Genomic DNA, 26,919 nt, shown 5'->3' on the forward strand with positions numbered 1-26,919 from the left:
ACTACGAGATCGCCGGCAACAAGACCGAGACCACCAAGCAAATCGGGAACGCAGTCCCCGTGAACCTTGCCACAGCGCTGTGTGAACAGCTCCTCTCCAAGCGAGATCCAACGCTGTTCAGCTACACATCCGGTTCTGAGCAAGCACCTGCTGATGGAGGGGTCGGATCAGCCGATGACTAGCGATTCGATGAGCGGTGACTGCCGGACTGTCGAGAACTGGGGGCAGTGTGGCTGACTCTGCAACGACTGCGGCGAGGGACAAGCGCTCAACGGATTCCATTGAGTGAGCGCAATCGACACATGGTATGAAACGAGAGTAGAGAGCTTCACCAGCGTTTTTCTTCCCCAAGAGGGGTGCGCGGACGGATGAACACGCCCGCACGAGGATAATCATGACTGAAGGAGACACCAGCAGCTCGAACCCAGACGCACCAACTAACACTAACGACACGGCAACCGAGTCCGCTGGGGATACCAGTAACCACGGAGCCAGTAGCGCGCGCTCCAGTGCTGATAGCGACACCGACACGTCGGCGATGGCCCGTGCGCTCAAACACGAGCTCGAACAGAAGGGCATGACCGCCGAGGTCGAAGACGACGGTGAAACCGTCTCCGCCGAGAAGCTCGATCAGTCCTACCGCATCCAGCCCGATGGCACTGTCGAGGGCAACGGCGTTCTCAAAGACGGCATCGAAAACATCGTCGCCGATCTCGAAGGGTATGTATGCGGGTGGGCGCTCTCGCGAGTTGATGTAGTCCCCTCGGTGACCGGGACCTCGGAAGNCTCCCTCGCGCCATCAGAGATGTGTATAAGAGACAGACACAGACCCAGATACGGGAGATGATTCTGACGACAGCACTCCCAGTACCGACGAGAGTGACAGCAGCCAGGAGAGCAAGAGCAGTGGGGGCGTCAACGACGAGAGCGAGGACGAGGACGAAAGCGAAGACGGGACCACTGCTTCGGAAAGCGACACGCCGACCACCCCTGCCGAAACCGATGACGCAACTGCTCCGGTCGAAGACGACACCGCGACCGAGCAGAACGAAGCAGCAAAAGAGGAGGTGAAAGATGAAGAAGCAGAGTCACTCCCCACGGGCAATGTTGGCCTATTCGAGGCATCGATCGAGGCCGGCTACATGCAGGAGGTCATCGACACGGCTCACGCAGTCGTCGACGAGTGTCGCGTCCACCTCGATACGGATGGGCTGGTCATTCGCGCGGTCGATCCGGCCAACGTGGCGATGGTCAACGAGCAGGTATCGGCTGATGCGTTCGAAGCCTACGACACGGACTGTGGCGAGATCGGTATCAATCTCGAACGGTTGGACGAGGTGGTCGGCATCGCCGACAACGACGACGACCTCGTGCAGTTCGATCTCGATCCTAAGACCCGGAAACTGGACGTGCAGGTCAACGCTGTCGAATACACGCTCGCACTCATCGATCCCGCGGCGATCCGAGCAGAGCCCGATATCCCGGATCTCGACTTGCCCGCTGCAGTCTCCGTCGACGAAGCCGAGTTCAAGCGGGCGATTCGAGCCGCAGATATGGTCGCCGATCACATCACCCTCCAGGTCGACGAGCGTGAGGAGTGTTTCATCGCGAACGCCGAGGGTGACACCGACGATGTCGATCTCGAGCTCACTGGCGACGATCTCGAAGATGCTGACTGGGGGAGTGCGTATTCACTGTTCAGCCTGGACTACCTGAAGGATCTCCGCAAGCCGATTCCAACGGATACCGTCGTTCGGATGCGGCTCGGCGAAGAGTTCCCGGCCAAACTCACCTTCGAGTTGGCCGATGGTGCGGTGGATGTCGAGTTCATGCTCGCTCCACGAATCCAGAGCGACTGAACATAATCCATGTACGCCGCAATCGGCACACGCGACTCGAAATTCTCCTGTCCGACACTCGTCAACACCGAGATCGACACCTGCCACGACCTGTTTCGGACGGTGAGCGCCGCCGAGGAGTACATCGAAGAGCAGACTGGACTGAGCGCTGATGACGACGAGTGTCCACTCCGTGTGGTGGAAATCGTCGAGCCCGAAGACGAATCGACAATCGAGTGAGCGCACCGCTCGTCGATTTTTCTCCCCCATAGGGGTGGAGGGAACAACCAATGTCGACAGGAAGTCAGACCTACGACGACAGCAGCGCTCCCGCGTCGGTTCAGCCAGACGATGTGGATACAGATACGGCCGAAACGGAGTGTCCAACGCTCACGGCAGCGGTTTCAGTTGGGCGCGTGCAGCGCTTCCTCGATGCGATTCGGACGGTCAACGACGAGTTCCAGCTCGAAGTCACGCCAGACGGAATGATCGGTAACGTCGTCAACGACAGTCGAACGACGATGGGGAGCGTGCGTCTCGACGCGAGTGGGTGCGAGAGCTACCAAGCGACGGCCGGCAAGATCACTATCCAAACGAGTCGCCTGCGAGAGGTGACGCGCATGACCTCGAACCGCGACGTGATGCGCCTCACGCTCGATGGGGACAGCCAGACGCTCGATATCGAAGCGGACGGAGTGGAGTGTTCGCTCCAGATGAGCGACAGTGGCCAGATGCCTTCAGTCTCCGAGCTCGGTGAAGCGGACCATCCGTCGGTCTGTGTGCTCGAAGGTGGCGAGCTGAAGCGGATCATGAAAGCCGCCGGCCACGTCGCCACAGAAGTCGGCTTTCGTATCGAGCACACTTGCGAGCGCTTCGTCGCGGAAGCCGAGGGCGATAGCGACCGACTCGTTGCACCNGCCGTGCCAGTCGCGTCGACGTTCGATCTCGGCTATCTACGCCAGATCAGACGGCCGATCCACAAGCGGACCGAAGTCACGCTCGCGCTCGGGACGGACAGTCCCCTCCTGGTCGCGTTCGACATTGCCGATGGCGCGGGACACGTCGAGTATAGCATTGCGCCCGTCGTCGCCGATGATGGCGAGGAGAGCGACGAGTGAACAGGCCGTCAAGATTCTCTATACATCAATCTCTGAGAACTATGTCCGTCGATCAGAAACGCGAGAAAGTTGTCTCGCTGTTGCGAGGAATCGATCGCGAAGCCAAGGACGACTCGGCAGCCACGTTCCGTGCCGTCTCGCACAGCGCGAAGTCAACCCGGCTCGGGATGCTTACGATCGAGCGTCTCTACGAGGTGCTAACCGACTACGACGACGCGAGTACGTGGGGCCAGACAGCTGACCAGCTACGGGATCGTCTCCGGCTGGATGCGCTCGAGTCCCGCGATTATGGCGATGCGTTCGACGGTCGGCCCTTTCGGAGCGCAGAACTCACCGCGCTCATCGGTCAGCTCGAACAGTACCAGGAGGCTAAATTGTAGTTCCTCATCCAGTCTGGCGTCAGAGCAGCCGTAGCAGAGGCGTCTGACGACCGATATTGCTGAGCGTAGATCGCATCGCCATCGAACCAATCGAGATCATCAGCCGAACCACGAAACATCATGTCACAAAACGGAATCGCAGTCCCGACCACAAGCGAAATTAACGACCGAGAACAGCTCACGACCATCCTAGAAGCCGTCCTTCAGACGGCACAGAACATCGTCATCCACGAACGCGATCAGCAGGACGGACACGCCCTCGGCGAGGAAATCGATCTCTCGCCCCTGCTGGACCTCGAAGATGACGATTCTCACACGGTCGCCGAATTGGCGGGCATCCTCTCATCGCTCGAACCTGACGACGGTTGGCAATACGACGGCTGGGAACCGGGTGATCCGTGTCCGGAGTGCGGCACCAATCGTCTCAGCGTGATCGAACCGCGCGAGTACCTCTACACCTACGACGAGCAGGGGGATGTCGTCGAAACCTCATACGGCGACTGTAGCGGTCCCATGATGAACCACTGGTGTAAAGAGTGTGATATGCTGTTGTCGCGCCACCCTGCCACTGAACTGTTCTGGATCAGTTAAACCAATGGCAGGAAATTCGGTGATCGTTGATGCCACGACAGCCGCGAGGGACGGGAAGAAACCCAGCGAACTACTCGGTGAGTGCCCCTATAACGCCCGACGACTGCACGACGAACTCCAGAAGCGCGGCGTCGAGTCTCATATCATCTGTGGCGGTCTTGACCGGCCCAGCGAGGACGGGCGGCCGACATCGATGAAAGAGGCAGAGGAAATGGGAGCCGTGCATTGGTGGGGTCAACTACCCCATCCTACTTCGCTCGGCCTGACGGCTTCGCTCGTTGAGGGTGGGGCTTGTCCGTGAACTCGGCCTCGAACCCATCAGGGTAGGTGGTAAATCCACGTTTCGGCGTCGCCGTTCCAGACTTCAGGGCGAGCTGACTTTCGCCCGTCCGCCGAGACGACTGTTGGCCCCGACGGACGTACCGCATACCGATGTTCTTCGCCGCGTTGTAGTCCGCGTTCGCTTCCGAGCCACACTTCGCGCACCGGAAGTCGTTGCGCGACGGACGATTCTCGTCTGTCGTGAATCCACACTCGGAACACCGCTTCGATGTGTACGCCGAGCCGACTTGTTTCACCGAGATGCCGACGGCCTCGGCCTTGTATTCGACCTGCTCGTAAAGCGTTCGGAACGCCCACTTGTGACCCCACGACGCGTCGGTTCGGTCGCGGATGTGGGTTAGGTTCTCGAACGCGATTACGTCACAGTCGTAGCGGAGGGCCTCGTCTATCAGCGCCTTCGACGCCCGATGTAGCACGTCGCGGACGTAGCGAAGCTCCCGACCACTCGACTGTGCGAGCGTTCGGTGGGCGCTTCGTGTCCCGGTCTGTTGCAACCCGGCGCGTACCTTCTCGAACTCGCGGAGGTCGTGAGTTAGCTCCCGCCCGCTGAAGAAGTAGGCAGTGCTGGTGACGGCGAGGTTTTCGATACCGAGGTCAACCCCGAGGACCGTTCCGTCCTCGGCAGTGTTCCGTTCGGTATCGTTCTTGTACCGGCGAAAGCCGATATGCAAGAAGAACTCGCCGTCGCGGGCGGTGAGCGTACTTTCCGTAGCACTCCATTCGTCCGAATCGAGGTACTGACGCTGGTAGCCATCGTCGGCGTCGGGAAGGTCGAGCGGACACCGAACCCGACTCTCCGTCGTGGAGAGGGAAACGGTGTCGTCATCGAACAGCGTCATCGTCCGCGTATCGTACTTCACGGTCGGCGCAGTGAACGACGGCTTGCTGACCTTCTTGCCTTTCGACCGACGTTCGATACAGCCGGTGATGGCTTGGGCGGCTTGGTGCGTGGCGAGAATCGCGTGCTGACTACCGAGGTCGGTGTCCTCGCGCACAGGGTCGTAGGCGAGGGGTTGTACGTCGCTCTTGGCGTTGCACCGTCCCCACGCGAGGTCTGTGGCGATTTGGCAACCTCGCTTCCACTCGGTGATGGTATCTTCGAGTAGGTCGCGTTGCGCACCATCCACCGAGAGGCGAGTGATTGCCGTCCGACGCACGTAGTCGTCTGCCACATATTCAATGTGGTACTATGGCTATTTATAGATGACGGAAATGTCAGCTAAACGAACGCGCTCCTCCCCTCCCTACTCGCTCCCTTCGCTTGCTCCTTGAGGAAGGGGACTCCGCGCTACCGCACAGTTGAGTCGTTCGTTAAAGGATGCTGGCGCACGCTGGATATTGCTTCCGAGGTCCCGGTCACCGAGGGGACTACATCAACTCGCGAGAGCGCCCACCCGCATACATACCCTTCGAGATCGACCCGCCGGACACCGAGGTGTTCGCAAGCCGATGAACCAGGATCGTTCCACCTGCCGGATGCCCGGCTGTGATCGAATCCCTCGCGGCGGAGGCAGTTTCGCCGGGCGATTCTGCTCGACCGAACACGAAGTCAAGTATGACCACCTGAAAGCCGACGCACGGGACGCCAAGCGTAGTGCAGAGCGCGATTCACAGGAAGAGGACCGGCTCTGAGGTCCGTGGTTCCGTGTGAAAATGCATCAGACAGTGGCAAAATCTCTACGCGGCGATAGAATTAACACATCAGTCAATCACCATTGACAGCATGAGCTACGAACGAGGGTGGCCGTTTTCGATCGTGGACCTGGTTCGAGACCTACGATACGACGTGAGCCAGCAAGGCTTCCTGAGAGGTGTGCCAAGGTGGACATGGGGACAAGCGTCTCGTGTCGGAGAGGTCGCTAAAGCGTCCAGCAAAGAAGGACGAGAACAAGCCCGTGCTCAACGAGGCAGCAGTGGGTGGAACTGGAATCTGCTTCGCGGCTGGCACTTCTCTATGGGGAGAGGAATCCCTGGAATGGGGCCGATCGCAGTCATCGCAGCCTTCATTTGGTTCTATCTGCGACTTTTACTTCTTGTATATTTGACGTTTATGATAGTTGTCCTCGCTCCGGCATGGGCTTTAGGTGGCATATGGGTCTTAGTGACCGAAGGCGCGTTCGTGTTAGCGGGGATCGGGATGTTAGCCACTGCTATCTGTTCCGTTGTGATCTGGTGGTTGCAGTCCAGTGACGCCGAGACACGTCCGGCTGTTTCGTGACCCGTTTCTCCACGCGCGGAGACGCGGAGCGAAACCCGAATGCCAGACGAAACAACACCGCAACTGTCGAAGAGCGAATACGAGGCCAAGGTCGAAACGCTTGCCGGGCGGATGCTTCACCAGCTCGCCGACGGCGAGACTGGAGAGCTGGCGTACGAAGAGAACGAAATCCGACCTCTCCTCGGCGAGACTGAAACGTTCCACAAAGAGTACCCGCTCAGTGCGATCGAGCATTGTCGACACGGCCCGAGTCCGGGTGTGTGGACGTGGATCAACGATACTACCCCCAAGAACGGGTTGTGCCGGCAAGCGCTCGATATCGTCGCTCAGGATGTCGCCAGACTCGTCGAGCGTTACGCCGAATCAGAGGCGTACACCTACTTCGAGGACGGAGCTACCTACATTCGTGACTCGTTCGATTCGAAAACAGAGACTTCAGCCGAAAAGGATAGTGAGGATCCAATCAGCGAAGACGGTCGGACTCATCTCACTGTCAGCACAGCCATATCCGACGCTCCAGCAGTCGGGACAGACGAGTACGAACAGATGGCGCGTGGTGTCGAGGATGCAATCGACGGTGCGCTGTACGAACACGGCTGCGTCGGACACGATACCAGCATTTCCACGGAGGAAGACAGATGAACACTCACGACAGCGACAAGCACGACGAACACCGAAGTACAGATGCACCAACCGAGAACGCGGCCGTTGACGAACGTGCCCCGGAATGGGAACTGCCTACCGACGACGCAGGAGAACCGGACTACGAGGCCGCAGTCGAACAGATCGGCCTCAAGTACGACCAATTGTTCAACGTCGACACGGAGTATTATCGGTACCGGGGGCGTCGAGGCGACGATCTAGTGGTCGCCCCGCAGACCGAGTACGGTGATGTCGTCGAGGACTGCTTTCCAGTCCCGACGGTCTGGGCGGCCTACTGCGAAGGGCGCGTCGGCCACGGTCCGCCGCTCACGGGTCATGGGATGATCCGGGGCGTTACCAACGCAACCGGCGACTCGCACATCGGCCTGAAACCGTCCAGCACCGACACAGAGGGTTCGTTCACACGAATTGGTCTCGAAAATGTGCCCGAGCGCGGTGCGTTCTTCATCGACTATCGGTACGGCGAAAACCTACCAGCGCTCACGCTCTACGACGGGCTTGAAGACGACAAGCCAGCCTACCAGTTCCTCCTACCGACTCGCGAGTATCCAACGGTGCAGATGGTCCGCGATCCCACGAGTCACCTGCTGGCAAAGCTTCCCACAGAACTCCGCGAGCGCATCGAGAGAGAACACGGCCATGAACACGAACATGAACGTGGAAGCAGAGACAAGGACGAGGGGCCAGACCAATGACGCCATCGGACAAACAAACAGGCCGCACCAGCCCCGCTGTGCGGAGCTCAAAGGGAGGACTGTGAAACATGGGACACCACTGCGACACATGCGGACAGGAGTTCACCACTCTCACGAAAAAGCGGCTCCACGACTGTGCAGGAAGTCCCGCAGAGGTGCGTGATCTACCCGACGGTCTCGCGGATGGGTTGCCAGATCGGTTTCTCACGATGGACNCAGGAGTTCACCACTCTCACGAAAAAGCGGCTCCACGACTGTGCAGGAAGTCCCGCAGAGGTGCGTGATCTACCCGACGGTCTCGCGGATGGGTTGCCAGATCGGTTTCTCACGATGGACGAAGCCGCTGCGCTGGACGAGAGCGGAGTACAGCGGTTCTTCCCACTTCTCAGTCTCGGTGGCTTCAACACCTCTGGGAAGGTGATCGCTGGCTACGCAAAAACCACGGACGGACATCTCCTGCTTGCGTTCAACGGCGAGGACGACACCTGGTACGTAGTTGAGGAAAACAGCGATGCTGCCCTCTTTGAACGCGATGAGGACGATCTGATGTGGTACGTATGCAAACGGAGCGAAGCCGACGTAGGGGANACGTAGTTGAGGAAAACAGCGATGCTGCCCTCTTTGAACGCGATGAGGACGATCTGATGTGGTACGTATGCAAACGGAGCGAAGCCGACGTAGGGGATGTGTACGGCTACGACTCAAGCGATCCTGACTATCCGCAGCTCGGCGCGTAACTCTCGTTTTTCTTTCCCAGTGGAGGCGCGCAAGAAAATACGACTCAAGCGAGTGCAACCGCACTCAACACCCTCAACCAATGTCAACAGAGTCACCATCAGCAGAGATCGAACAGTACGAAAAAGGAATGGAGAGCGGCGGCCTCTTGAAGTGCGACAGGTGCGAGGCAGTCGTCGTGGCAGCCACGTTGGACAACGGGTCAGAGGCACTGGTCTGTCAGTGTGACGGAAACTGGGCCGTATACGTCGACCCAGCTGTCGATCAAGACCGAGTCTTTCCCATGAAATGGAGACAGGACTGATCTTCACAGTTCTGGAGTTCGCAGATACGTGTCCGATTGGCATCCATCTGTGAGCCTGTTTTTCTCACCCGAGAGGGGTGCAAGCGGACGGATACTTGAAGCAACCAACGACAACCATGAGTTCGCATCAAATTAGAGCGGCGCACAACGGCCTCCACTGGACGATCGCTTTCGGCTCAGATGGAGAGATCGTCGAAATCGACATCACGGTTGGAACCGACCTGTACACGCTGTTCGAATGTACTTGCGGTGCCACATTCGAGGACAAAGACGAGGGGATCGGCCATCTGGAGGACATCGATAGCGACGAAAGCGGCGAAGAAGTCCGAGTATATCGCGAAGTCAAACCCCGTCCTGAAACGGCCGAGAGACNCCATCTGGAGGACATCGATAGCGACGAAAGCGGCGAAGAAGTCCGAGTATATCGCGAAGTCAAACCCCGTCCTGAAACGGCCGAGAGACGGGAGCAACGGTGAATCGGTGGAGGTCCAGCAATGCAGCCATCAGATATCGCGTGGACAGACTACACGTGGAATCCGACGCACGGGTGCTCGAAAGTCGAGCCACCTGATGGAGAGAGCGGCTGTACGAACTGCTACGCCGAACGACTCTCGCGACGGTACGACCACACAGANCACGGGTGCTCGAAAGTCGAGCCACCTGATGGAGAGAGCGGCTGTACGAACTGCTACGCCGAACGACTCTCGCGACGGTACGACCACACAGAGCACGAGTGGACCAACGAATACGCCGAAGAAAACGTCCAGACGAAGCCTGGAAAACTCGATGAGCCATTGTCGGTCACGGCAAGCTCAGTTGAAGACTGGTCAGCTGCCGATCTTCCGGCAGGAAATCATCCATTGCGAGTGTTCGTGAACTCGATGAGCGATCTGTTCCATTCGGAGGTTCCGGACGAGTTCGTCCAGAAAGTCTTCGGCTCGATGCGGAACTGTCCACACCAAGTGTTCCAAATCCTGACGAAACGGCCGGGACGTGCCGCCCACATGGCGCTCGATTGGCCGCCGAACGTCTGGATCGGGACGAGTGTCGAGGACGACCGCGTGACCGAACGTATCGATCTGCTACGCGACTGTAACGCCGAGACGTTGTTCATCTCGTTCGAGCCGCTGATCGGGCCGGTCGGCGAGGTCGATCTCTCAGGTATCGACTGGGCCATCGTCGGTGGCGAGAGTGGTCCTGACGCTGACCGTCGAGAGATGAACCACGCATGGGCGCGAGCACTCCTCGAACAGTGTCGTCGTGACGGCATAGCGTTCTTCTTCAAGCAGTCGAGTGCTCGGCGACCCGGACAAGGAACCGCACTCACGATCTACAATCCGGAGTTCGACATATATGAACAGCGCGAGATACGAGAACTGCCAGACCCCGCCGAAGCAGTCGTCAAAGCGCAGAAGCACACCCATGTCGATACAGAAAGTGAGCTGTGAATACTGTGGCGAATGGTTCTCTGAGGATGAGACGGTGACCGTGGACATCCCGTCAGCGGGGCTGTTCCGGTGCCCCGAGTGCAGGCGGTGGACCGAGAGGCACTGAGACGAGATACGCCCCCGTTTTCTGAGCCAATTCATCTGAACAGCAGCGAAGACGAGACCACACCACGCCGAGCGAACCCTTTGTAGTGGTAGCCCCGCAACAACCACTATCCAGTCATGGCCGATTCAGACACCAACATTCAGCAACTCGATCCAACGACTGTTGAACGGATCGCGGCCGGTGAGGTCGTCGAACGGCCCGCCTCGGTCGTGAAAGAACTCGTCGAGAACAGCATCGATGCCGACGCTTCCCGGATTCGTGTCGTCGCCGAAGAGGGCGGTACCGAATACATTCGTATCGTTGACGACGGTATCGGGATGTCCCAAACCGATGTCGAAGCCGCCGTCGAAAAGCATACCACCAGCAAGATTTCCGATATCGAGGATCTCGAAACAGGGCTTGCCACACTCGGCTTTCGTGGCGAGGCACTTGCGGCCATCGGCGAGGTCTCGCGGCTCACCATTCGGACGAAACCACGCGGCGGGTCCAGAGGCACCGAACTCCACCTCGAAGGGGGGACAGTCGAATCGGTCGAACCCGCGGGCTGTCCCGAAGGCACCGCTGTGGAAATCAACGACCTCTTCTACAACGTCCCCGCTCGCCGGAAGTACCTCAGCGCGGAATCAACCGAGTTCTCCCACATCAACGATGTCGCTACTGGCTACGCCCTCGCGAATCCGGATGTTGCGGTGGCGCTCGAACACAACGACCGAGAAACGTTCGCCACCACTGGCCAGGACGATCTCGAAGCGACCACGCTCGCGGTCTACGGCCGTGAGGTCGCCGAGGCGATGCTTCCCATTCCCGACGACGCCGTGCCCGACGGCCCGCTCAATGATCTCCACGGTATCATCAGTCATCCCGAGACGACTCGGAGCAGTCCGGACTACCTCCGAACGTACGTCAACGGACGGTTCGTGAGTGCAAAGACCGTGCGCGATGCAGTCGTCGACGCCTACGACAAGCAGCTTGGTCCCGGCCGATATCCCTTCGCCGTGCTGTACTGTGAATTGTCAGGTGCGGAGATCGATGTCAACGTTCACCCGCGCAAGCGTGAAATTCGCTTCGCCGAGGAGCAAGCCGTCCGCGGCCAAGTTGAGCAAGCGATACAGGCAGCACTCCTCGATCACGGTCTTCTCCGGTCGTCTGCCCCGCGTGGCGAATCAGCCCCCGAACAGGCCACCATCGATCCAGGCCAAAGCGGACTCCCATCGGAGTCTACGGACACCGCATCACCGAGCCCATCGCCAGCAGACCCTTCAGCGGGTGCAGATACAGACACGGACGCCACTCCCGAGAGCCAGGAAGGTTCACCCACAACGGAAATCACCACTGAAACCGCTACACCCGAGACGACTGAAACACCAGCAGGCGAATCCGGCCACGAAGCCGACGTGAACACACGACCAGCATCCGAAACCGGGGCCGAGAATGAGAGCGGTGGTCAACACCAGCAACCAACGCCGAATACAACCTCGGACCAGTCAACGAGTCCAAGCGACACCGAAGCAGCCGAGCACAACACTCCCGATGCTGACGAAAGCAGCCCGACGGGTACGGCACGATTCACCGCTCCGGCTGAGCAGGCGACACTCGACGGTGAGACAGCCGCCGATGTACTTGATCCTGACCTCGACAATCTTCCGTCGTTGCGGGTTCTTGGCCAGTTCCGCGAGACGTATCTCGTCGCCGAATCCCCCGATGGATTGGTGCTGATCGACCAGCACGCCGCCGACGAACGGGTCAACTACGAGCGGTTGCGCGAGCAGTTCGACGGCGAGACACCAGCCCAAGCGCTCGCCAGTCCTGTTGAACTCGATCTCACGGCGGGCGAAGCCGCGCTCTTCGAGGTCGAAGAATGCGCAGCAGCACTCGACCACCTCGGATTCGACGCTGAGCGAGTGGACGATACGAGTGTCGAAGTCACGAGCGTGCCGGGCATCGTCACGGAGACAGCTGCCCCGGACCTCCTTCGCGACGCGCTTGCAGCGTTCGCTGCCGGCGACCGTGCCGCGGACACTATTGACGACGCAATCGATGAGTTGGTAGCGGACCTCGCGTGCTACCCCTCGATCACAGGGAACACGTCACTCACGGAGGGGTCGGTTGTCGATCTTCTCGATACGCTTGACCAGTGCGAGAATCCGTATGCGTGTCCCCATGGCCGGCCGGTCATCATCGAGCTTCCCGACACGGATATCGAAGCCCGGTTCGAGCGCGATTATCCCGGTCACCCCTCACCACAAGGGCGATAGCAGCATCCAGCCACGGCCAGAAAGTGTGACCCAGGGGCCGTTTTTCTCTCCCGAGAGTGGCGAGGAACAGCAACACCAATTCTGTTCCCGTGAACATCATGGCAACACTGCAAGCTACCACCAGTTCGACATGGAGTAGAGTCGATCCGAACGCGGAGGACCAAATCGAAGCAATCGCCGAGGAATACGATTTCTGGGGTGCATTCGATGAACTCAACATCGACGTGAAGGAGAATTCAGACGGCGACACCATCATCAGTATCCACGGCTACGCATCGTTCGATCCGTCGAAACCCATCTACGAAGACGGTGAGCGGGTCGATCGAGAATACGGCCACGCCGAGGAGTTCCTCGAACGAATCGCACCCCACCTCGAAGAGCGATTCGTAATCGAGACGATCGGCCACGAGAAAGCTCGCTTCCCACTGCTCGCCGGTCAATGGAGCGTCTGGCCCGATGGCACTGTTCAGTACGATTCATTCGATCACAGCCCGAAAAAGCCCGGCTCCAGTGAGCAGGATAACCAGTCGGAGGATGTCGTCGGGTCGGAAGGAGTCGCACAATGAGCGACTCGGCAGAGTCCCAGCGCCGGCTTTCGGCCGGTACAGACGAGGGTATCGCACCGGCCGTGATGGCCAGTCGTGAAGCGGCAGACCTCGATTTCCAGAGCGCGCTCGCTGCACTCCGCGAGGGCATCGATGGGTACGGCGACCGCATCCATGCAGGCGCGGCCGTCCTCCGAGCTACTGATGACCTCGACATCGAGACGGACCTGCTGACGCACCCACGTATCGAGCAGGCAATCTGGCGATACGAGCACGACCCAGATACGATCCGCCAGCAGATCGACCTCACCATCGAGCGCGAAGATGCAGCGACTACCGTCGACGAAGTCGTCGCGGCGTTCCGTGTGGCCGCTGTCCGTCTCGACACTCCTATCGAAACCGAGTGAGGGGCATGGTTAACAGACCACCACTCCCCGACAGGTTCGTTCTTCCTGCTGAGGTGAACGGGTGGGTCCATATGCCGGGGTCGAACAAGAACGGCCACGTCTGGACCGGCGAGTCAGCACAGCGGTCAGTGGGCGTCTTCTCCGGCATCACCGATCGTGTTCGTGTCGCCATCTTCGACGACCGCGTAGACGGCTTCTGCAGCAAGATTCAGCCCGTGGAACGCTCGTTGGAAGATGGCGAGACACAAGCCGAGGCGACAGCGTGGGGTGTCGAGCGTGCGGTCGCGTGGATGGAACGCCACGCACCGGAGCGCTGGAACCACCCCCACGTCGAAGAGGCAGTGTTCGACCCTCCGGTTGGCTTCGTTCTCGATCGCTACTACCTCGAAGAGCGCGAGCACATCGTCTGCTACCGGCAGGAGGGCACCGAGAAGGCCGTCAACATGGCGGGCGGACGAACCGCGGATACAGAACCGAGTCTGGCGACGCGAGCGTATCTCTACGTCGAAGCGTGGCGCGGGAGTGGGAACGGGACGATCGCCCTCGCACCGTGGCTGCGAGCGCACGACCACGAGAAACACGAGGTCGTGGAACTACCGAAAGAATGCGGTCTCGACATCGCCCTGAAACTGGGACGCGAGTGGGTCTGCGAGGAAACCGGCCAGACGCGGGACGCGCCCGCAGCTGGACAGAGCGGCCTCGGAGCGTGGTCGAGATGATCCGAATCGGCGGACACAGGTTCGAATCTGCCTGTTGAGAACCGACAGTATATCTACGAGTTGTTCCAACAACCGACCACAAGAAGAAGAAGAATCAATGTCACGAAATCCTCGCACGCCGCTGTCGGCCACAGCGAAGGAAGCACTCGAAATCATCACGGATCCAATCCAGGACCACGGGGGGAGGGGCTGTCCACAAGACGAAGTCCACCAGCTGTTGGCCAATCATGAAGCGTTCTCGCAGGAGCGGGCTGAACGGGCGATCCACCAACTGCTGATGCGGGGCTACCTCTATGAAGTCGAAGGAAAGCTGTTCGTCACCCCCTGAACAGCCTCAAGCGGCACTTTTCTCCGACCAGCGAAGGCAGCAATGGTGATCTCGATGGTTTGTCCTCCCCAGAGGGGGTGGAGGATACTGATGATGGGCGACAACACAGTCAGCGACAGCACCGAGAAGACGACAACCGAAGAACGAGTCACGATCACGCTCACCGACTACCCGATTCCGGTCGCCGACGACGACCGCGAAATCGGACTGGAGGCGCTCGAAGACGCCATCAGCCAGCTCCTTGGCGTCAACATCACATCGGCCGACATCACGGCGAGAGTCGGGCATCACTACGTCCAGATCGGCGACGACTGTCCGCGGTGTGGTGGCCTGCTCGAACTCCGTCAGTACACCTACTGTGACAACGGGGCCGTCGCAGAGGCCAACTGCGCCCACGCTCCCAAGTGTGAGTGGAGAGGCCGCGCCATCTATCGGATAATCGATCTCGAAAGCGGCCCCGTCGCGGATGTCGAGAGTGCCGTCGCCAACGGCGACATGACACCCTCGTATCTTCCGTACTGAAAACGGGTCGGTGACAGACTGGAGTCACCGTATTGCCCGAAATCATGTGGTTGAGACACGGTCTCGCCCATGAACAACGGAAATGTGGTGTGTTCAGTCTGTTTCCGAATCGAGAACACAGGCCCACTGCAGTGAACAAACATTCAAGTGCCTGAGCAAACAACTCCAATTGAAGACCAGACGATTCATGGACGGGACGAATGCGGATAACGAGAAAGTCGAACAGCTCACAGACATTTTCACCGATCTCACTGGTGAATCTTCCACCACCGAACGCCAACACGAAGATCGCTGGGCATCTGTCTCCGCGGACAACTCAGACGTAGACGCCGAGGAAACCATCCTGAGCATCATCCAGGAGATGATCGACGAGTACGGGATTCAGACCTCGCTCGACGAGGACGAACTCGTCACCCTCGTCGAGCAGTACCACGCTGGGAAAAGCGATACGGAGATCGCTCGTGCGCTCGGGTCATCGAGCCGTGACAAGACAGTCGCTCGCGCTCGGATCAGTCTCCATCTCTTCCAGGAGACTGATTTCGACGCGCCGTTCGAGCTGTCGCGGCTACGCGAACTCTTCGATCAAGATACATCGACCGGAGAGATCGCCGACACCCTCTCGGCGAGTAAGAGTACCGTTCGCGCCTACGCGCGCGTACTCGCCGCTGAAACCGAAGCCGAACGAGCCAGTCACGAGTACCAATCCCGGTTCAAGCAGATACTCACCGATACTGAGACGGGCAGCGACGACACCGACCAGTTCAGCGAAACGGTGTCTCCGACCGCGTATGCGAGCGGTCTCGAAGACGCTGTTGGAAGCAGCTGATCAGCCAATAGCTTTATTATTGCTAGAATATGTTTGTCCGATAGGGCAATTGCCCTAGTGATGCCAAGCAGCGGACTATCCCCTACCTTCCTATCCCCTTTGCAGGTGGCGTGAAAGTGGATTAGAGAGATCGTCCGCCTCAACCGTGTTTTTCCACGCCGGAGCAGCGAGGCAGACACAGATGAGCAAGCATTCAGATATCGGTATTCAGAGCCGGTGGTTCACCATCGATCTCACCATCTGCCAGTTCCGCGAAAGCTACTGGCCGGCAGCATACAGCGGTTCCAGCAGCGTGGATCTGTTCGTTCCACTTCCCGGAAACCGGACGCTGTGGGCCGCGGCGAGTTCACGCTGGCTTGCAGAACAACTCGGCATCGATCCATTCAGCTCAGAAGCACTCGCAAGCGTCGTGCCCGACCCACCCCACAATTGCAAAGCGGAGGGGTGTGAATTCGAAACCGAGGACTACAGTGTCTTCCTCACTCACGACGAACGCGAGCACGCTCCTGAAGCCAACCATCACGCAGAACAGGAGGGTCGCTGATGGGTGTGCGTGGACGACCGCCGGACGAGACAACCGAAATCCCATCTCACATCAGAGAAGCGCTCGCAGACACTCACAATGAGTGGTACGTCGAGGTCGAAGAAGTTTCCGGGCGGATGGTGATCGAAGCCGAGCGCAAGCAGTTTCATCCTAACGGCAGCAGTGCGGGAGCACTCGCGCTCGATCATCCGAAGAAAACCGGTTGGNTGGTGATCGAAGCCGAGCGCAAGCAGTTTCATCCTAACGGCAGCAGTGCGGGAGCACTCGCGCTCGATCATCCGAAGAAAACCGGTTGGGAGGTCCTCGCACCGGGCAATCGGGATGTACGGTGGAAGGAGATGTACGACACCGGCGATGAAGCGGCTACCGCGCTTGCTGAGATCACGAACATCTTCGAAGCCCGCCGAACGATCAAGCACGAACGGCCTTCGGATTGGACGGTGCGCGCTTACTACAAAATCGAGACACTCCTGTTGGANGTCTCAAGGACGACAACCAGACCATCTGATCGGAGACAGGATGACTCGGCATCACTGCCTTATGTAACAACAAGCATCCTTATGTAGGTCTGGATGTTACATAAGGTCAATCATGGCTTCAGAAGAGCCGCCGGCTGCTCCGGGTTCGCTGCCGAAGTATCTCCGCAAGGGGCTCCCGAAACAAGACCGCGAATCGCTCTTGGTAACCCGCGAGTATATCGACGAACTGCTTGAATGGACTCAGCAGCCGATCGACAACGGTGAACTACCGGACGCCGCCGATCCCGTCGACGAGGATGGGAGCAGTCCGAAGGGCGGGACCGTCGTGATGGAAAAGGTCACGTGCGGTGACGAAACCTGCAAGTGCATGAAGAAAGGCGAAAAGCACGGGCCATACAAGTACCTCTATTATCGGAAAGCCGACGGGACGCTCACGTCCGAGTACATCGATAACAGGTGATTGCTCATCGGGCGATCTGTATCGGCTCTTGTGCCTTATGTAAAAATTCGCCAGACAGACAAGCTGAGATGTTACACAAGGTGGCAAGAGACCACACCACTGCTTCCGGAGCAACTCGGGCTATATCCTCGTTTTTCTCACCCGAGGGTGGTGGAGGATTTCCAGCATGGAAAGCCCGTCACAACCCCCAACGAAGCAGCATATCGAAAGCACAGACCATCAGCAGCATCCAGACACCCGGACGCTAGATCCAAGCGAACTTGTCGGGATGTTCGGAGCGGTCTCCACGCCGGAAAGCCCCGAAGAAGAATGTGCAGCGGCACACCGATCGGGCGAAATGGTCGAAGGCAGCTACCGAGGAGACGGACGATGAGCGACCTCGCAGACAGCCGCGTGGATGAAATTCTGGAAGACGAGACGGAAGCAGAGCAGCACGGCCTCTACGCCCGTCTGACTCGACGAGAGGACGGCCGCTACGCAGTCGAGATCTCGCCGATGCTCCAGTCCGGCGGCCACGAGGAGCAGTGGCACCTGGTCGGTGGGTCGGTCGGGTACGACGCGAGCGTGTTCGACGCCGAGGCCGATGCTCGCGACTACTTCGAGGACCTGATCAGCCTCAGCAGCGAGGAGATGGAGGCGAAGTACGACGATCAGGGGTTGTGGGTGAGCCGGTAGCGTTCCGACTTCCTGTTTCGCCTTATGTAACAGACGATGCTGTATAAGACCACCAAACGTTACATAAGGCACGAAACGCCGCCGAACGCCACCGCAGCACTGGGTACACCAGCAGGACGACTCACTGTTTTTCTCCTTCGAGAGGGGTGCAGCGTCGAGACGTACAGTCCGACAACAGACGATCGACTCCCAACAGAACAATCGACAACCATGAGCACCAAACCGAAAGATGCCGTGTGGATCAGCCGCGAAACGGCCGAAACCGCGCTCACCGAACTGAACAACCTCCTCGACTACGCTGACGCCGGGATGGAAACTGGTGGCGTGAGAGCCGCCATGGACGACCTCTGGCACGCACTCGAAGATGATGGCCCCCGAACGAGCGTGACGAGCAGCGGTGAGTTCGACAAGCTCGCTATCACTGGCGTCTCGAACGGAGCAGTCGTCATCGATCACGGACGAACGCCACCCCGAGCGATCATCACCACCGACGGCAGCGAGGTTCCAACGGACATCATCGAACTGCCGGGTAACGAGGTCGAAGCACGATGACAGAAGCTTCTCGAAAAGAGCATGGTCGCCGCCGCATCGAACTGTCGCTCGTTCTCGAATTCGGCGAGGAGCAGTATCTCGGCGCGGACGGTGAAGTGAACGAGGACATCATGCGCCGCGAGGCACTCGACTACGCGGCAGAAGCTGCTCGAAACGGTGAGTTCGACATCGAAATCTCACTCATCGACGAGAAACCGGGAGATGCGTAGCTCTGTTTTTCACTCCCCACAGGTACGAGGCAACCAAATATGAGCGATCCGGCCCGATCAGATGAACCCGCAGAGGCATCGACAACCAACACTGCGACAGCAAACGGTGTGGACTCCCACGATCAGAACGATGATCACGACTGTAAGGATCACCTCGAATACGTCGAGTTCGAATGGGTGGATCCCACCTACGATGATATTCTCGTTTGCGAGATCTGCGACTCGGAATATCGGGTAGTCTTCACGCGGGCGTTCCTGCTTGACGGTGAAGACTACTCACTGGTCGAGGAGTACACCGATAGTATCGAGCAGGAACTCAGACGGCTTCGCAACAACCAGGACGACGACACAGACGAAGACGAAGAAGACGCTGAATAGCCTGATTCGTAGTTAATTCGCCTTGTCGAGTCCACAACCGCGATTTCCCAGTCCAATCATGAGCGAAACACAGTCAGCCACGGCATCAGAGGCAGAGACAGAGAATCGAACAGAGCCAGAAGCCGCAGGAGACACGAACTCGATCCCACGCGAACAGCAGATGGTGTTCGGCGACGACGGCGAGATCGAACCCGACGGCGATACCGTCGAAACATCGCTCGAAGCCTTCGGGGCGGAGGTCGATCACAGTGAGGGATCCGGACGAGTCGCCAAACCGAGTGCAACCCAGTTCGGCGTCGACGACCGAACCCAAGTTCCCCAGCGTGGGAAGACCAAGACCGAGGAGAGCGATCAGCGGTCACTGTTCGCCGATGTCGAGACCGATCAGCAGACTCTCGGTGGGAAGAGTGCCGCGAATCGGTGTCTGTTCGGAAACAGCAGTGAGAGCTGTGACGCCAGTAACCGTGGTGAGCAGTCGTGACCTCGCCAACCGAGGTAGCAGAAGGACTCAGAGATCTCAACGGCGATGACGGTGTAACTCTCGTCCTACGCGGCGGGGCCGAACTCGTCGGCACAGTCGTGGACAACCCTGAGTATGTCCCACCAACGACGGTTGCTAAGAAGCAAGTGCAAATCCCCGGTGGGCTTTTGGTACGCGTCAATCTCAATTCCGAGAGTTGGTCCAACCTTCCGAGTCGACATGTGAGCGCACACGTCGAGGAACGAAGTCCGGGGCAGTGGTACGATGCGAAAGCATCGGTGTGGCGTCCTATCTATGCCGACGAGAGCAATTCGGCCATTGTCGACGACGAGTTCGAAAGCATCGGTGAAATCGTCGAAGTGAGGGTAGGTGATGGGTCATGACCGACGACCAAACGACAGTCATCACGACCAAGCAGGTGTCGGATACCCGCATTGAGGCGGACCACATCCTCGTGATCGGTGCAGAGGACGGTCCCGGCGGGCTCGAAGCGTCGGTCGCCGCAGGCGTGTCCGCACTCAACAATCCGAGCGTCGACGAAGCGTTCGAACGTGCCGAGCGCGAGTACGACCCGGCAGCGTACGACAACGGTACGGTTGTCGCACGCATCCAGCCCGATGGCACCACCGAGTGGCCATTGGAGGACGATCAATGACCGATAGCGCGCTGAGTCACTTCACCACCCAGTTCAACCGACTTCACAAGATCGGCGACGGCGAGCCGGCTGAGTTCATCTGCGACTTCTGCTCGGGACTGATACAGCCCGGAGATCGCGTAGCGACCTACGTGAGCGAGGCTGACCTCGGCGGCTTCGCACGGCCATATCCCGGAACGAAACTGTACGCCCACCGGACCTACTGCGAAGAGTGTGACCGCCAGCACATCGTCTATCCTCACGAGGGAACGAGCGAGCTGTTGCTGGCAGCCACAGTTCAGGGGGACGGAACCCACACCGACTGGGCGCTGCACGAATCGTCGCCAGACGATCACGGCGAGCCGTGGGACGGCCAGCGTGCGTTCGAGTTCGTCTTCGGGGCAATCTTCGAGGACATCGCTGCTGGAGCAGCCCTCCGCGAATGGACCGTCGGCCACGAGGATGTCGTCGATATGATCCGGCTCGGTGACGTCGATCTCCGCGAAGTGTTCGACGAAAACGGGACGATCATCGCACCCGAAGCGAAACAACAGCGGATCCAACAGCAGGTGTTCGACCACCTCACAGCCGCGGGCCTCGAAAGCCACGACGACGCCTACGACCGACTGCAAGAGGAGGGCCGACCTGGTGCATTCACCTGTCCGGAGTGTGGCGCACAAGCCGACTACTGGGCCGGCGTCGACCACGAGCCAGACTGTTCATCGGCATCGCCAGCTGACGACAAGTAGGATTACTCGAACCCATCGATCCGACGGCATTCACCACCCCATTACCATGCCCAACGAAAATCACCAGTCAGACGCATCGATTCCAGCAGAACATGCCGATGCAGATGAAGCAATCGTGACGTTCCATCCGCAGATCTGGCTCGACAACCGCGCTCTCACCAGCGATGATACCGAGACGTACACAGTTCCCATCGAGGCAGCGCTGGACGACAATGGAGAGCTTCTCGAAGACGATAGCCGTGAGTCAGACGGACTCGCGAACCATGAAAACGCGCCAGAGCGAGCGCAGAACTGGTCCGAGAACGATCCATACTACGTGACCATCGACGGGTTGCGATGACGGCCTCCTGCAACAACTGCGGGCAAGAATGGGAGCGTGACCCCGCACTTGAGGTCGCGTGTCCAACCTGCAAAGCCGGCGTCGGCGAATCGTGTCGGCGGCCATCAGATCACCGGTGTCGGATCCACGCAAAACGCGACCAACGGGCGCTCGAAGAGGTCTGTGACTACTCGATTTGCCCGGCTGCCGACGCTCCTGGCCGTCCTGTCTGGAGTGGCCCTAACGAAGGGGATCACGCCGGAGAAACCCGCCAAGCCACGTTTTTCTGATGAGCAAAGAACGGCCACCAACGAATCCGCATATTGTCTCTCTATCGTCCGGTCGTCGTCGACGAAGGCGTGGCTGGTGAGGATGTCGTCGAGGAATTTTGACCCGCCTGCCACCGGACTGTCGCGTTGTCTTGAGACCACTGGATAGTGACGTTTTGCGGTGTGATCGTTTGTGGAACCGCAAACACCAGCCATCCAGTACTCGTTGCGCTCTGTGTCTCTCCCGACTCGGTGAACAGTCCCCCTCGCACAGGCTGTTTCAGATCAGACACGGGGTATTCGATGTCATAGCTCGTCCCGTTGTGGTTGATAGTGAAATCCTCATTGGATATCCCATCTGCCTGCTGTTCGATGACTTTGGTATTGACCCGGACCAGAAGATAGTGCTGGCCGGAGTCTGGCGTCGTCCGGTCCGCCCACGACTCGTTAATCACGTAGAACCCGGATGCTTGGAGACCATTGAGAGTGATCTTCACACCACCCGGCGTGGTGTAGCCCTTGCCGAATGAGCGCGTCGCGGGGACAAACGTTACCGACCGCTGTTGGCCGTCAAACGGACGGATTCGGTAGTTGCCACCACCGAGCGATCCGTAGCCCATCGTCGGTTTGAACGTTTTCGTTGCACCCGGCTGGAGACGTGCAGAGTGGCGATGGAAGCCAACCCAGTTCTGTCCGTCCGGCGGTCGGAACTGACTTACTGCCCGGAACATCCCACCGCCAGTGCCGGTGTTTTTGACCGTGAACGAGTACTGTCTCTCAGTACCAACCTCGACCTGCTTTGGCATCGAGAAATTCTGCAGTGAGAACGAGGGCAGCTTCCGACGGGATCCAGACTTCGGCGGGAAGCGCCATTCGACCTCCGGTGGTGTCTTCGCACCATCAACCTGATAACCCAACGAGAACACCTGTTTGGCCGCCGAACGTGGCACTTGTGCGAGCAGCCAGCCTTCAGTCTGTCCACCAGCCGACAGTCGAACCGGTCGTGAGAGGGGACTGCCGTTAATGTTCGAGATCGCCGAGAGACCACCTGCCCGTGAATCCGGAAGACTGCTGTAGTAGCTTCCCTTTGTCGGCGCGATCGCCGTCGGATTGAACTCGATAGACTCCGTACCAGTGTTCTCGAAGCGCATCCGCACGAACGCGAGGATTTTGTCCGAACTGGCGGCCACCAGTCCCGGTTGCTTGCTGGTATTGAAGCCACTCTGGATGGTGAAGAACAGCGCTGGCGTGAATCGGGCGCTTTTCACTGTTGCAGTGAGGCTGTCGCTGAAGGCAAGCGACTGGCCGGGTTGTTTCACGATCGGATCGACAGTCACCGTGTGAGTCGCGTTGGTGCCAGTCAGCGAGAGCGTGTAGGTATCAGCTGCCGGAAAGCTGATCGCGGTATCATTCGCTTTCCCAACTTTGCCCGGCTGTACGTCGTCGATCGAGACGTTCGCAGTGGTGTTGCTCCGTCCTTTGGTGACCTGGATCTGGCCGGTGAACGTGCCATTGCGGCCGCCGGTGTTCGCCACGGAGACGGGAACCGTGATGTTGTCGCCGACAGTCGCATTCGCTGGTCCACCGAGTTCGGCACGCGAAAACGCTGCCGGACCGCTCCGGGTCGTTTCTGGAGCATCGATTCCAGACTCCGATTGAGTCGTTTCGATGACGTCGATCCCAGACTCTGATTGGGTCGTTCCATTCGTTCCTGACCCGTTCGTTTCACTGCTGGAATTTAAGCTATTGCAGCCGGCGAGAAGGGCTGTCAGACTGGTCCCACCTCCAAGGAGGATCTCTCTGCGGTTCATCGTCGTACAGTTTTTCTTCTCTCTGGCCTGTCCAATTTACTTGTCGGTTTCTTTGAGCACAACTAAGCTTTCCCGGGGTAACTGAGATCGAACCCAGGAAGAGAAGATGCGGGAGAAGGAATTTGCCCGAGCATTGATATAGGAAGGCAGAACAGTCTGCAGTATGGCCAGTGATCGGCGGCGATCTAACCGACGGAAAAGCATCGAGACGGAGTACGATCACGTCGACAAGAGCTTTGGTCCCGACGAGCGGAACATGGACGATCCCTCTGAAAAGTACGAATGGGTATCGGAACCAGATCGTCCTCAACCGGGGAGCGGTGAATCCGTCCACTGCCGGGGCGAGAGCGATGATGACTGGGAAGAACCCGAGTCACTCTACTGAAAAACCCCAATTCTCTCGACATACGGGCGTAGGTATTCACTACTGGGCTTTTTCGATTGCGTCGATCAGTGAGTTTGCGGACGGGGCTTCGAGCTTCTCCTCGTTGACGTACACGGTTGGCGTCGCCGACACGCCACGATCAGACGCCTGCTTGGCTTCAGCGTTGAGCAGCTTGCAGTATGCGCCCGTCTTTGCTGCCTGCCGTACCTTCTCGCCATCGATATTCGCGTTCAACTCAGCAGCAAGATCCTTGAACAGACCATGCGAGAAATCATCCTGCCGACGGAACAGTGCCACCGTATACGCGAACATCGCTTGGTCCCCACCGAGTCGCTGGACTTCGCGAGCAGCGTTCGCAGCCGGACGGCTCCAGTCGTTAACCGGGATCGGGAAATCGTGATGGACGTAGCGGACCGCCCCTGACGCAACAAACTCGCGGCGGATTTGGGGAAAGGTGTTGAGCGCATAGTCTCGGCAGTGAGGACACGAGTAGTCGACATACTCTGTCACAGTTACCGGGGCGTTCGAGTTGCCAAGTGCAGGGGGATCGAGCTTCGCTGGTGGAGACGAGTCGCACGTTGGTGTCGAAGGCCCACTGGCCTGCTCCAAGAGAACATATCCGCCCCCTACACCAGTCAGTCCCACCCCTCCAGCTGCGAGTAGTCGGCGGCGTGTGATCGTTGGAGTCATTTGTGTCGGTTCAGCGATTGTTCTTCGCCTTTCCTGAAATACTCTCTGCCACCCAGATTGGCCAGTAGCCAACAGGCCCCCTCAGTTTTTCCGCTCCCGGTGGTGCGAGGTGTTCTCAGTACCGATGAGCACAGACACATCCGCGACCTCCGGCTCCAGCCTGCACTCCACGCTCGACACGCGAACGCAACGCGCGATCGATGAATCGATGACCATCACCACTCACGAACTCGGAACGTACCACGTCGAATCCGCTTCCGAAGCGACCTACATCGTCCATCTTCCGCCTGAAAGCAGATCAACCGAGGATGACTCACCAACATGCAGCTGTCCAGATCACACGACCCAACCCTCGAAGACGGACTGCAAGCATCTTCGACGGGTGAAACTCGATATCGCGTGCGGTGACCTCGCCCATCCGAATGAATGGCCCTCCGATGCAGAGCTCGCCGAACGGGAGCCGGCACGTCCAAACGACACGTCGTCGCCGGTAGCCCCGGCGCTTGCGACTGACGGCGGAGAGGCGGTCGGGGCAACCCCGTCCACGTCCAGCACTTCGATCGGTGCCGGTCCGGAAATAGCGGTTGAAGAGCCAACAGTCACCGATGAAAAGCCAAGGGAGGTCGTACTCGATGCCCCACGCGATCTCTGTCATCGCATCTCCGAGCGTATCAGCGAAATCGAATTCGAGATCGAGCAGCGACGAGGCGAACTGAAAGACCTGGAGACGACGCTTTCGGTCCTTGAAGACCTCGTACCAGAGCTGGATGTCAGTGAGTCCGGCAAGTAGATGTCGCCACGCAGAACGTTTATTATCCATGAGAAAGCTACCGATACCATCCCATGGCTTCCGTCGAAACAGCTGACTGGCTTCACCTGACCGATGATGAAGAGGTGATTTGGGATGGACATCCCTCGCTCTATACAATCGGTTCGGATATCCTGTTCAGCCTTGCTCTCATCGTCGTTGGTCTCGGACTCACCACCGCGTTCCTGATCCCACTGGACTGGGTGCCGGAAACACTCACTGAACAGTGGGCGTTGCTTCCGCTCGTCTTCGTCGTAGCTGGCATCGTATTCTTCGCGATCCAGTATGGAATGCTCAGACGGACTCACTACGTGATCACTACCGAAGAGGTGTACCGAAAAGAGGGGCTGATCAGCCAAGACGTTCTCAAGATTCGTCACGATCGGATTCAGAATACCACCTGCAGTCAGTCGGCGCTCGAACGTCTCTTCTCGCTCGGCGATATCACAATCTACACAGCAGGGTCTGACGATCTCGAGATACTTCTTACGAACGTATCCCAACCGCAGGACGTGAACGGGATTCTCACCGAGGCGTTTGATTCCGTAAATGATGACGGACAAGCAGACCCGCAGCCACTCTAAGGGGTACGTGGGGCCGGTATCGATCCATCGTCGAGCAAGGTAACGAGCTCGTCATGCATGGCCTCACGTCGATGCTTCCGCTGTTCAGCTTCTGAAAGGTAGTTATCGAGGACGACTCCAGGATCAGAACTACCTTGATCTTCAGCGATCGGTGTGTAGCGCTCGGCGATTTGCTGGACAGCCTCACCATAGAGCGAGTACCAGAACCGCCGGCCCATCTTCGGAGTTGGTGTCTTCCCAGCAACAGTCACATCTGCGTTCTCAGCGAGCATGACGAAGTGGTTTCGAATGGTGTCAGTAACAATACATCCACGCTCAGATGCAGAAGACGGGAAAAGATACCCTGACCAGTCGCCTTCATCAGCAAGTGCATCAATCCGTGCGGTGAGGTCGTCGACGCCAACAAGCAGCGAGACCGTGCCCGGACCGTTCTTGCGTTCTCCTTCCTGAAACACCAGATGGGGATGTTCCGCATCTTCCTGATCAAGGTAGACGTGATCAACATCTACACGCTTCGGACAGTGATGGAGATTCTGTTTCATGAATTCAAACAATTCTAAACATCGAGAATTTCATTCAAAATCGTTGAACTGTGTGTTGTTTGAGTTGTTCTGTGATTTGATTAGATACATGCTTGTTGAGTGGTTCCGCCAGCGCCACCCGGTCAAGGGTGGCGTGGCGCGTGTAATCCAGAAAATCCGGACGCAGTAGAACAAGACGCTGGATTCGTTCAGCTAATCCCAACACACGGAGCCAGCGACGGCTGTCGCCAGAGCNGGCGTGGCGCGTGTAATCCAGAAAATCCGGACGCAGTAGAACAAGACGCTGGATTCGTTCAGCTAATCCCAACAC

The 26,919-nt window shown here is 58.6% G+C and carries 34 protein-coding genes and 1 pseudogene; 31 read left to right on the forward strand and 4 right to left on the reverse strand.

All coding sequences use genetic code 11. From position 1 onward, the window contains the following. From C450_RS05775 to C450_RS05805, 5 genes are all read left to right on the forward strand, one after another. A partial coding sequence (locus C450_RS05775; protein WP_005041248.1) for a DNA cytosine methyltransferase occupies positions 1–182 on the forward strand: 182 nt, incomplete at its 5' end. Positions 183–1,142: 960 nt separating this feature from the next. Further along, positions 1,143–1,859, forward strand: coding sequence for a DNA polymerase sliding clamp (locus tag C450_RS05785; protein WP_005041252.1), 717 nt, complete (start codon positions 1,143–1,145; stop codon positions 1,857–1,859). A gap of 9 nt (positions 1,860–1,868) precedes the next feature. Beyond that, positions 1,869–2,078 carry a hypothetical protein gene (locus C450_RS05790; RefSeq protein ID WP_005041254.1) on the forward strand — a complete coding sequence of 70 codons (210 nt, stop codon included), beginning with the start codon at positions 1,869–1,871 and terminating at the stop codon, positions 2,076–2,078. Between the two features lie 919 nt (positions 2,079–2,997). Further along, positions 2,998–3,336 carry a hypothetical protein gene (locus tag C450_RS05800; protein WP_005041258.1) on the forward strand — a complete coding sequence of 113 codons (339 nt, stop codon included), beginning with the start codon at positions 2,998–3,000 and terminating at the stop codon, positions 3,334–3,336. A gap of 120 nt (positions 3,337–3,456) precedes the next feature. After that, positions 3,457–3,927, forward strand: a complete 471-nt coding sequence (locus C450_RS05805) for a hypothetical protein (RefSeq protein ID WP_005041261.1) — start codon at positions 3,457–3,459, stop codon at positions 3,925–3,927. Positions 3,928–4,175: 248 nt separating this feature from the next. On the opposite strand, the gene C450_RS05810 is transcribed toward C450_RS05805, so the two are convergent. Continuing rightward, on the reverse strand, positions 4,176–5,441 hold the full coding sequence (locus C450_RS05810) for an RNA-guided endonuclease InsQ/TnpB family protein (RefSeq protein ID WP_005041263.1): 1,266 nt from the start codon (positions 5,439–5,441) through the stop codon (positions 4,176–4,178). A 277-nt stretch (positions 5,442–5,718) separates the two neighbouring features. On the opposite strand from C450_RS05810, the gene C450_RS22230 reads away from it, so the two are divergent. The 22 genes from C450_RS22230 to C450_RS05935 all read left to right on the forward strand — a co-directional run bounded on the left by C450_RS22230 (position 5,719) and on the right by C450_RS05935 (position 21,541). Then, positions 5,719–5,901: a hypothetical protein gene (locus tag C450_RS22230; protein WP_049909892.1), complete on the forward strand. Its 183-nt coding sequence runs from the start codon at positions 5,719–5,721 to the stop codon at positions 5,899–5,901. Between the two features lie 625 nt (positions 5,902–6,526). After that, positions 6,527–7,129, forward strand: coding sequence for a hypothetical protein (locus C450_RS05825; protein WP_005041266.1), 603 nt, complete (start codon positions 6,527–6,529; stop codon positions 7,127–7,129). Beyond that, complete coding sequence (locus C450_RS05830; protein ID WP_005041268.1) at positions 7,126–7,845, forward strand: hypothetical protein; 720 nt, start codon at positions 7,126–7,128, stop codon at positions 7,843–7,845. The genes C450_RS05825 and C450_RS05830 overlap by 4 nt, the downstream gene beginning before the upstream one ends. Before the next feature lie 1,533 nt (positions 7,846–9,378). Further along, positions 9,379–10,332 carry a DUF5131 family protein gene (locus tag C450_RS05845; protein WP_005041274.1) on the forward strand — a complete coding sequence of 318 codons (954 nt, stop codon included), beginning with the start codon at positions 9,379–9,381 and terminating at the stop codon, positions 10,330–10,332. Positions 10,333–10,554: 222 nt separating this feature from the next. After that, a complete protein-coding gene (mutL, locus tag C450_RS05850) occupies positions 10,555–12,693 on the forward strand; it encodes a DNA mismatch repair endonuclease MutL (RefSeq protein ID WP_005041276.1) in 2,139 nt (712 codons plus the stop codon). A gap of 98 nt (positions 12,694–12,791) precedes the next feature. Then, positions 12,792–13,259, forward strand: coding sequence for a hypothetical protein (locus tag C450_RS05855; protein WP_005041277.1), 468 nt, complete (start codon positions 12,792–12,794; stop codon positions 13,257–13,259). Next, entirely contained in the window at positions 13,256–13,645 is a 390-nt protein-coding gene (locus C450_RS05860; RefSeq protein WP_005041280.1) for a hypothetical protein, read from the forward strand. Before C450_RS05855 ends, C450_RS05860 begins: the two co-directional genes overlap by 4 nt. 5 nt (positions 13,646–13,650) lie before the next feature. Continuing rightward, a complete protein-coding gene (locus C450_RS05865) occupies positions 13,651–14,364 on the forward strand; it encodes a hypothetical protein (RefSeq protein WP_049909893.1) in 714 nt (237 codons plus the stop codon). A gap of 97 nt (positions 14,365–14,461) precedes the next feature. Then, on the forward strand, positions 14,462–14,692 hold the full coding sequence (locus C450_RS05870; RefSeq protein WP_005041284.1) for a hypothetical protein: 231 nt from the start codon (positions 14,462–14,464) through the stop codon (positions 14,690–14,692). 93 nt (positions 14,693–14,785) lie between these two features. Further along, complete coding sequence (locus tag C450_RS05875; RefSeq protein WP_152424434.1) at positions 14,786–15,214, forward strand: hypothetical protein; 429 nt, start codon at positions 14,786–14,788, stop codon at positions 15,212–15,214. A gap of 187 nt (positions 15,215–15,401) precedes the next feature. Then, positions 15,402–16,040, forward strand: a complete 639-nt coding sequence (locus tag C450_RS05880) for a hypothetical protein (protein WP_005041291.1) — start codon at positions 15,402–15,404, stop codon at positions 16,038–16,040. 181 nt (positions 16,041–16,221) lie between these two features. Further along, positions 16,222–16,584, forward strand: a complete 363-nt coding sequence (locus C450_RS05885; RefSeq protein WP_005041293.1) for a hypothetical protein — start codon at positions 16,222–16,224, stop codon at positions 16,582–16,584. Between the two features lie 591 nt (positions 16,585–17,175). After that, positions 17,176–17,523, forward strand: a complete 348-nt coding sequence (locus C450_RS05895) for a DUF6788 family protein (RefSeq protein ID WP_005041298.1) — start codon at positions 17,176–17,178, stop codon at positions 17,521–17,523. Between the two features lie 369 nt (positions 17,524–17,892). Then, positions 17,893–18,198 carry a hypothetical protein gene (locus C450_RS05900; RefSeq protein WP_005041300.1) on the forward strand — a complete coding sequence of 102 codons (306 nt, stop codon included), beginning with the start codon at positions 17,893–17,895 and terminating at the stop codon, positions 18,196–18,198. 210 nt (positions 18,199–18,408) lie between these two features. Next, positions 18,409–18,750, forward strand: a complete 342-nt coding sequence (locus C450_RS05905; RefSeq protein WP_005041302.1) for a hypothetical protein — start codon at positions 18,409–18,411, stop codon at positions 18,748–18,750. Beyond that, on the forward strand, positions 18,747–18,959 hold the full coding sequence (locus tag C450_RS05910) for a hypothetical protein (protein ID WP_005041304.1): 213 nt from the start codon (positions 18,747–18,749) through the stop codon (positions 18,957–18,959). The genes C450_RS05905 and C450_RS05910 overlap by 4 nt, the downstream gene beginning before the upstream one ends. Positions 18,960–18,998: 39 nt before the next feature. After that, on the forward strand, positions 18,999–19,337 hold the full coding sequence (locus C450_RS05915; protein ID WP_005041306.1) for a hypothetical protein: 339 nt from the start codon (positions 18,999–19,001) through the stop codon (positions 19,335–19,337). 58 nt (positions 19,338–19,395) lie between these two features. Further along, positions 19,396–19,818 (forward strand): hypothetical protein, encoded by a 423-nt coding sequence (locus tag C450_RS05920; RefSeq protein ID WP_005041308.1) that lies wholly within the window; start codon positions 19,396–19,398, stop codon positions 19,816–19,818. Continuing rightward, entirely contained in the window at positions 19,815–20,201 is a 387-nt protein-coding gene (locus tag C450_RS21505; protein WP_152424435.1) for a hypothetical protein, read from the forward strand. Before C450_RS05920 ends, C450_RS21505 begins: the two co-directional genes overlap by 4 nt. Beyond that, positions 20,198–20,473 (forward strand): hypothetical protein, encoded by a 276-nt coding sequence (locus C450_RS05925; RefSeq protein ID WP_005041311.1) that lies wholly within the window; start codon positions 20,198–20,200, stop codon positions 20,471–20,473. Before C450_RS21505 ends, C450_RS05925 begins: the two co-directional genes overlap by 4 nt. Further along, positions 20,470–21,201, forward strand: coding sequence for a hypothetical protein (locus C450_RS05930; protein ID WP_005041313.1), 732 nt, complete (start codon positions 20,470–20,472; stop codon positions 21,199–21,201). The genes C450_RS05925 and C450_RS05930 overlap by 4 nt, the downstream gene beginning before the upstream one ends. A 46-nt stretch (positions 21,202–21,247) precedes the next feature. Next, positions 21,248–21,541, forward strand: a complete 294-nt coding sequence (locus C450_RS05935) for a hypothetical protein (RefSeq protein ID WP_005041315.1) — start codon at positions 21,248–21,250, stop codon at positions 21,539–21,541. Between the two features lie 310 nt (positions 21,542–21,851). On the opposite strand, the gene C450_RS05940 is transcribed toward C450_RS05935, so the two are convergent. After that, on the reverse strand, positions 21,852–23,324 hold the full coding sequence (locus C450_RS05940; protein ID WP_152424436.1) for a hypothetical protein: 1,473 nt from the start codon (positions 23,322–23,324) through the stop codon (positions 21,852–21,854). A 439-nt stretch (positions 23,325–23,763) separates the two neighbouring features. Between C450_RS05940 and C450_RS05945 the strand changes: the two genes are divergently transcribed. Beyond that, positions 23,764–23,985, forward strand: a complete 222-nt coding sequence (locus C450_RS05945; RefSeq protein ID WP_005041319.1) for a hypothetical protein — start codon at positions 23,764–23,766, stop codon at positions 23,983–23,985. Between the two features lie 39 nt (positions 23,986–24,024). On the opposite strand, the gene C450_RS05950 is transcribed toward C450_RS05945, so the two are convergent. Further along, positions 24,025–24,675 carry a DsbA family protein gene (locus C450_RS05950; protein WP_080510273.1) on the reverse strand — a complete coding sequence of 217 codons (651 nt, stop codon included), beginning with the start codon at positions 24,673–24,675 and terminating at the stop codon, positions 24,025–24,027. 208 nt (positions 24,676–24,883) lie between these two features. On the opposite strand from C450_RS05950, the gene C450_RS21510 reads away from it, so the two are divergent. After that, positions 24,884–25,465: a hypothetical protein gene (locus C450_RS21510; RefSeq protein WP_161606943.1), complete on the forward strand. Its 582-nt coding sequence runs from the start codon at positions 24,884–24,886 to the stop codon at positions 25,463–25,465. Positions 25,466–25,518: 53 nt separating this feature from the next. After that, positions 25,519–26,067 (forward strand): PH domain-containing protein, encoded by a 549-nt coding sequence (locus C450_RS05960; RefSeq protein WP_005041325.1) that lies wholly within the window; start codon positions 25,519–25,521, stop codon positions 26,065–26,067. Here C450_RS05960 and C450_RS21515 read toward each other — a convergent pair. Next, on the reverse strand, positions 26,064–26,609 hold the full coding sequence (locus C450_RS21515; RefSeq protein ID WP_162531013.1) for a hypothetical protein: 546 nt from the start codon (positions 26,607–26,609) through the stop codon (positions 26,064–26,066). The two genes, C450_RS05960 and C450_RS21515, sit on opposite strands and share 4 nt — an antisense overlap. Between C450_RS21515 and C450_RS20675 the strand changes: the two are divergent. Then, a pseudogene (locus C450_RS20675) lies at positions 26,556–26,778 on the forward strand (IS4 family transposase); the annotation flags it as partial. The gene C450_RS21515 and the pseudogene C450_RS20675 sit on opposite strands and share 54 nt — an antisense overlap. Positions 26,779–26,919 lie beyond the last annotated feature (141 nt).

The sequence above is a fragment of the Halococcus salifodinae DSM 8989 genome (assembly GCF_000336935.1).
Lineage (GTDB): Archaea > Halobacteriota > Halobacteria > Halobacteriales > Halococcaceae > Halococcus > Halococcus salifodinae.

What these genes read in the sequence shown, in the direction of transcription:
- C450_RS05920 (WP_005041308.1), top strand. Translation starts at nt 19,396, where the DNA reads ATGAGCGAAACACAGTCAGCCACGGCATCAGAGGCAGAGACAGAGAAT.
- C450_RS05905 (WP_005041302.1), top strand. Translation starts at nt 18,409, where the DNA reads ATGAGCACCAAACCGAAAGATGCCGTGTGGATCAGCCGCGAAACGGCC.
- C450_RS05830 (WP_005041268.1), top strand. Translation starts at nt 7,126, where the DNA reads ATGAACACTCACGACAGCGACAAGCACGACGAACACCGAAGTACAGAT.
- C450_RS05935 (WP_005041315.1), top strand. Translation starts at nt 21,248, where the DNA reads ATGCCCAACGAAAATCACCAGTCAGACGCATCGATTCCAGCAGAACAT.
- C450_RS05950 (WP_080510273.1), bottom strand. Translation starts at nt 24,675, where the DNA reads ATGACTCCAACGATCACACGCCGCCGACTACTCGCAGCTGGAGGGGTG.
- C450_RS22230 (WP_049909892.1), top strand. Translation starts at nt 5,719, where the DNA reads ATGAACCAGGATCGTTCCACCTGCCGGATGCCCGGCTGTGATCGAATC.
- C450_RS05855 (WP_005041277.1), top strand. Translation starts at nt 12,792, where the DNA reads ATGGCAACACTGCAAGCTACCACCAGTTCGACATGGAGTAGAGTCGAT.
- C450_RS05860 (WP_005041280.1), top strand. Translation starts at nt 13,256, where the DNA reads ATGAGCGACTCGGCAGAGTCCCAGCGCCGGCTTTCGGCCGGTACAGAC.
- C450_RS05930 (WP_005041313.1), top strand. Translation starts at nt 20,470, where the DNA reads ATGACCGATAGCGCGCTGAGTCACTTCACCACCCAGTTCAACCGACTT.
- C450_RS05915 (WP_005041306.1), top strand. Translation starts at nt 18,999, where the DNA reads ATGAGCGATCCGGCCCGATCAGATGAACCCGCAGAGGCATCGACAACC.
- C450_RS05925 (WP_005041311.1), top strand. Translation starts at nt 20,198, where the DNA reads ATGACCGACGACCAAACGACAGTCATCACGACCAAGCAGGTGTCGGAT.
- C450_RS21515 (WP_162531013.1), bottom strand. Translation starts at nt 26,609, where the DNA reads ATGAAACAGAATCTCCATCACTGTCCGAAGCGTGTAGATGTTGATCAC.
- C450_RS05895 (WP_005041298.1), top strand. Translation starts at nt 17,176, where the DNA reads ATGGCTTCAGAAGAGCCGCCGGCTGCTCCGGGTTCGCTGCCGAAGTAT.
- C450_RS05910 (WP_005041304.1), top strand. Translation starts at nt 18,747, where the DNA reads ATGACAGAAGCTTCTCGAAAAGAGCATGGTCGCCGCCGCATCGAACTG.
- C450_RS05900 (WP_005041300.1), top strand. Translation starts at nt 17,893, where the DNA reads ATGAGCGACCTCGCAGACAGCCGCGTGGATGAAATTCTGGAAGACGAG.
- C450_RS05805 (WP_005041261.1), top strand. Translation starts at nt 3,457, where the DNA reads ATGTCACAAAACGGAATCGCAGTCCCGACCACAAGCGAAATTAACGAC.
- C450_RS05880 (WP_005041291.1), top strand. Translation starts at nt 15,402, where the DNA reads ATGGACGGGACGAATGCGGATAACGAGAAAGTCGAACAGCTCACAGAC.
- C450_RS05785 (WP_005041252.1), top strand. Translation starts at nt 1,143, where the DNA reads ATGCAGGAGGTCATCGACACGGCTCACGCAGTCGTCGACGAGTGTCGC.
- C450_RS05875 (WP_152424434.1), top strand. Translation starts at nt 14,786, where the DNA reads ATGGGCGACAACACAGTCAGCGACAGCACCGAGAAGACGACAACCGAA.
- C450_RS05825 (WP_005041266.1), top strand. Translation starts at nt 6,527, where the DNA reads ATGCCAGACGAAACAACACCGCAACTGTCGAAGAGCGAATACGAGGCC.
- C450_RS05885 (WP_005041293.1), top strand. Translation starts at nt 16,222, where the DNA reads ATGAGCAAGCATTCAGATATCGGTATTCAGAGCCGGTGGTTCACCATC.
- C450_RS05870 (WP_005041284.1), top strand. Translation starts at nt 14,462, where the DNA reads ATGTCACGAAATCCTCGCACGCCGCTGTCGGCCACAGCGAAGGAAGCA.
- C450_RS21510 (WP_161606943.1), top strand. Translation starts at nt 24,884, where the DNA reads ATGACCATCACCACTCACGAACTCGGAACGTACCACGTCGAATCCGCT.
- mutL (WP_005041276.1), top strand. Translation starts at nt 10,555, where the DNA reads ATGGCCGATTCAGACACCAACATTCAGCAACTCGATCCAACGACTGTT.
- C450_RS05960 (WP_005041325.1), top strand. Translation starts at nt 25,519, where the DNA reads ATGGCTTCCGTCGAAACAGCTGACTGGCTTCACCTGACCGATGATGAA.
- C450_RS05865 (WP_049909893.1), top strand. Translation starts at nt 13,651, where the DNA reads ATGGTTAACAGACCACCACTCCCCGACAGGTTCGTTCTTCCTGCTGAG.
- C450_RS05800 (WP_005041258.1), top strand. Translation starts at nt 2,998, where the DNA reads ATGTCCGTCGATCAGAAACGCGAGAAAGTTGTCTCGCTGTTGCGAGGA.
- C450_RS05945 (WP_005041319.1), top strand. Translation starts at nt 23,764, where the DNA reads ATGGCCAGTGATCGGCGGCGATCTAACCGACGGAAAAGCATCGAGACG.
- C450_RS05790 (WP_005041254.1), top strand. Translation starts at nt 1,869, where the DNA reads ATGTACGCCGCAATCGGCACACGCGACTCGAAATTCTCCTGTCCGACA.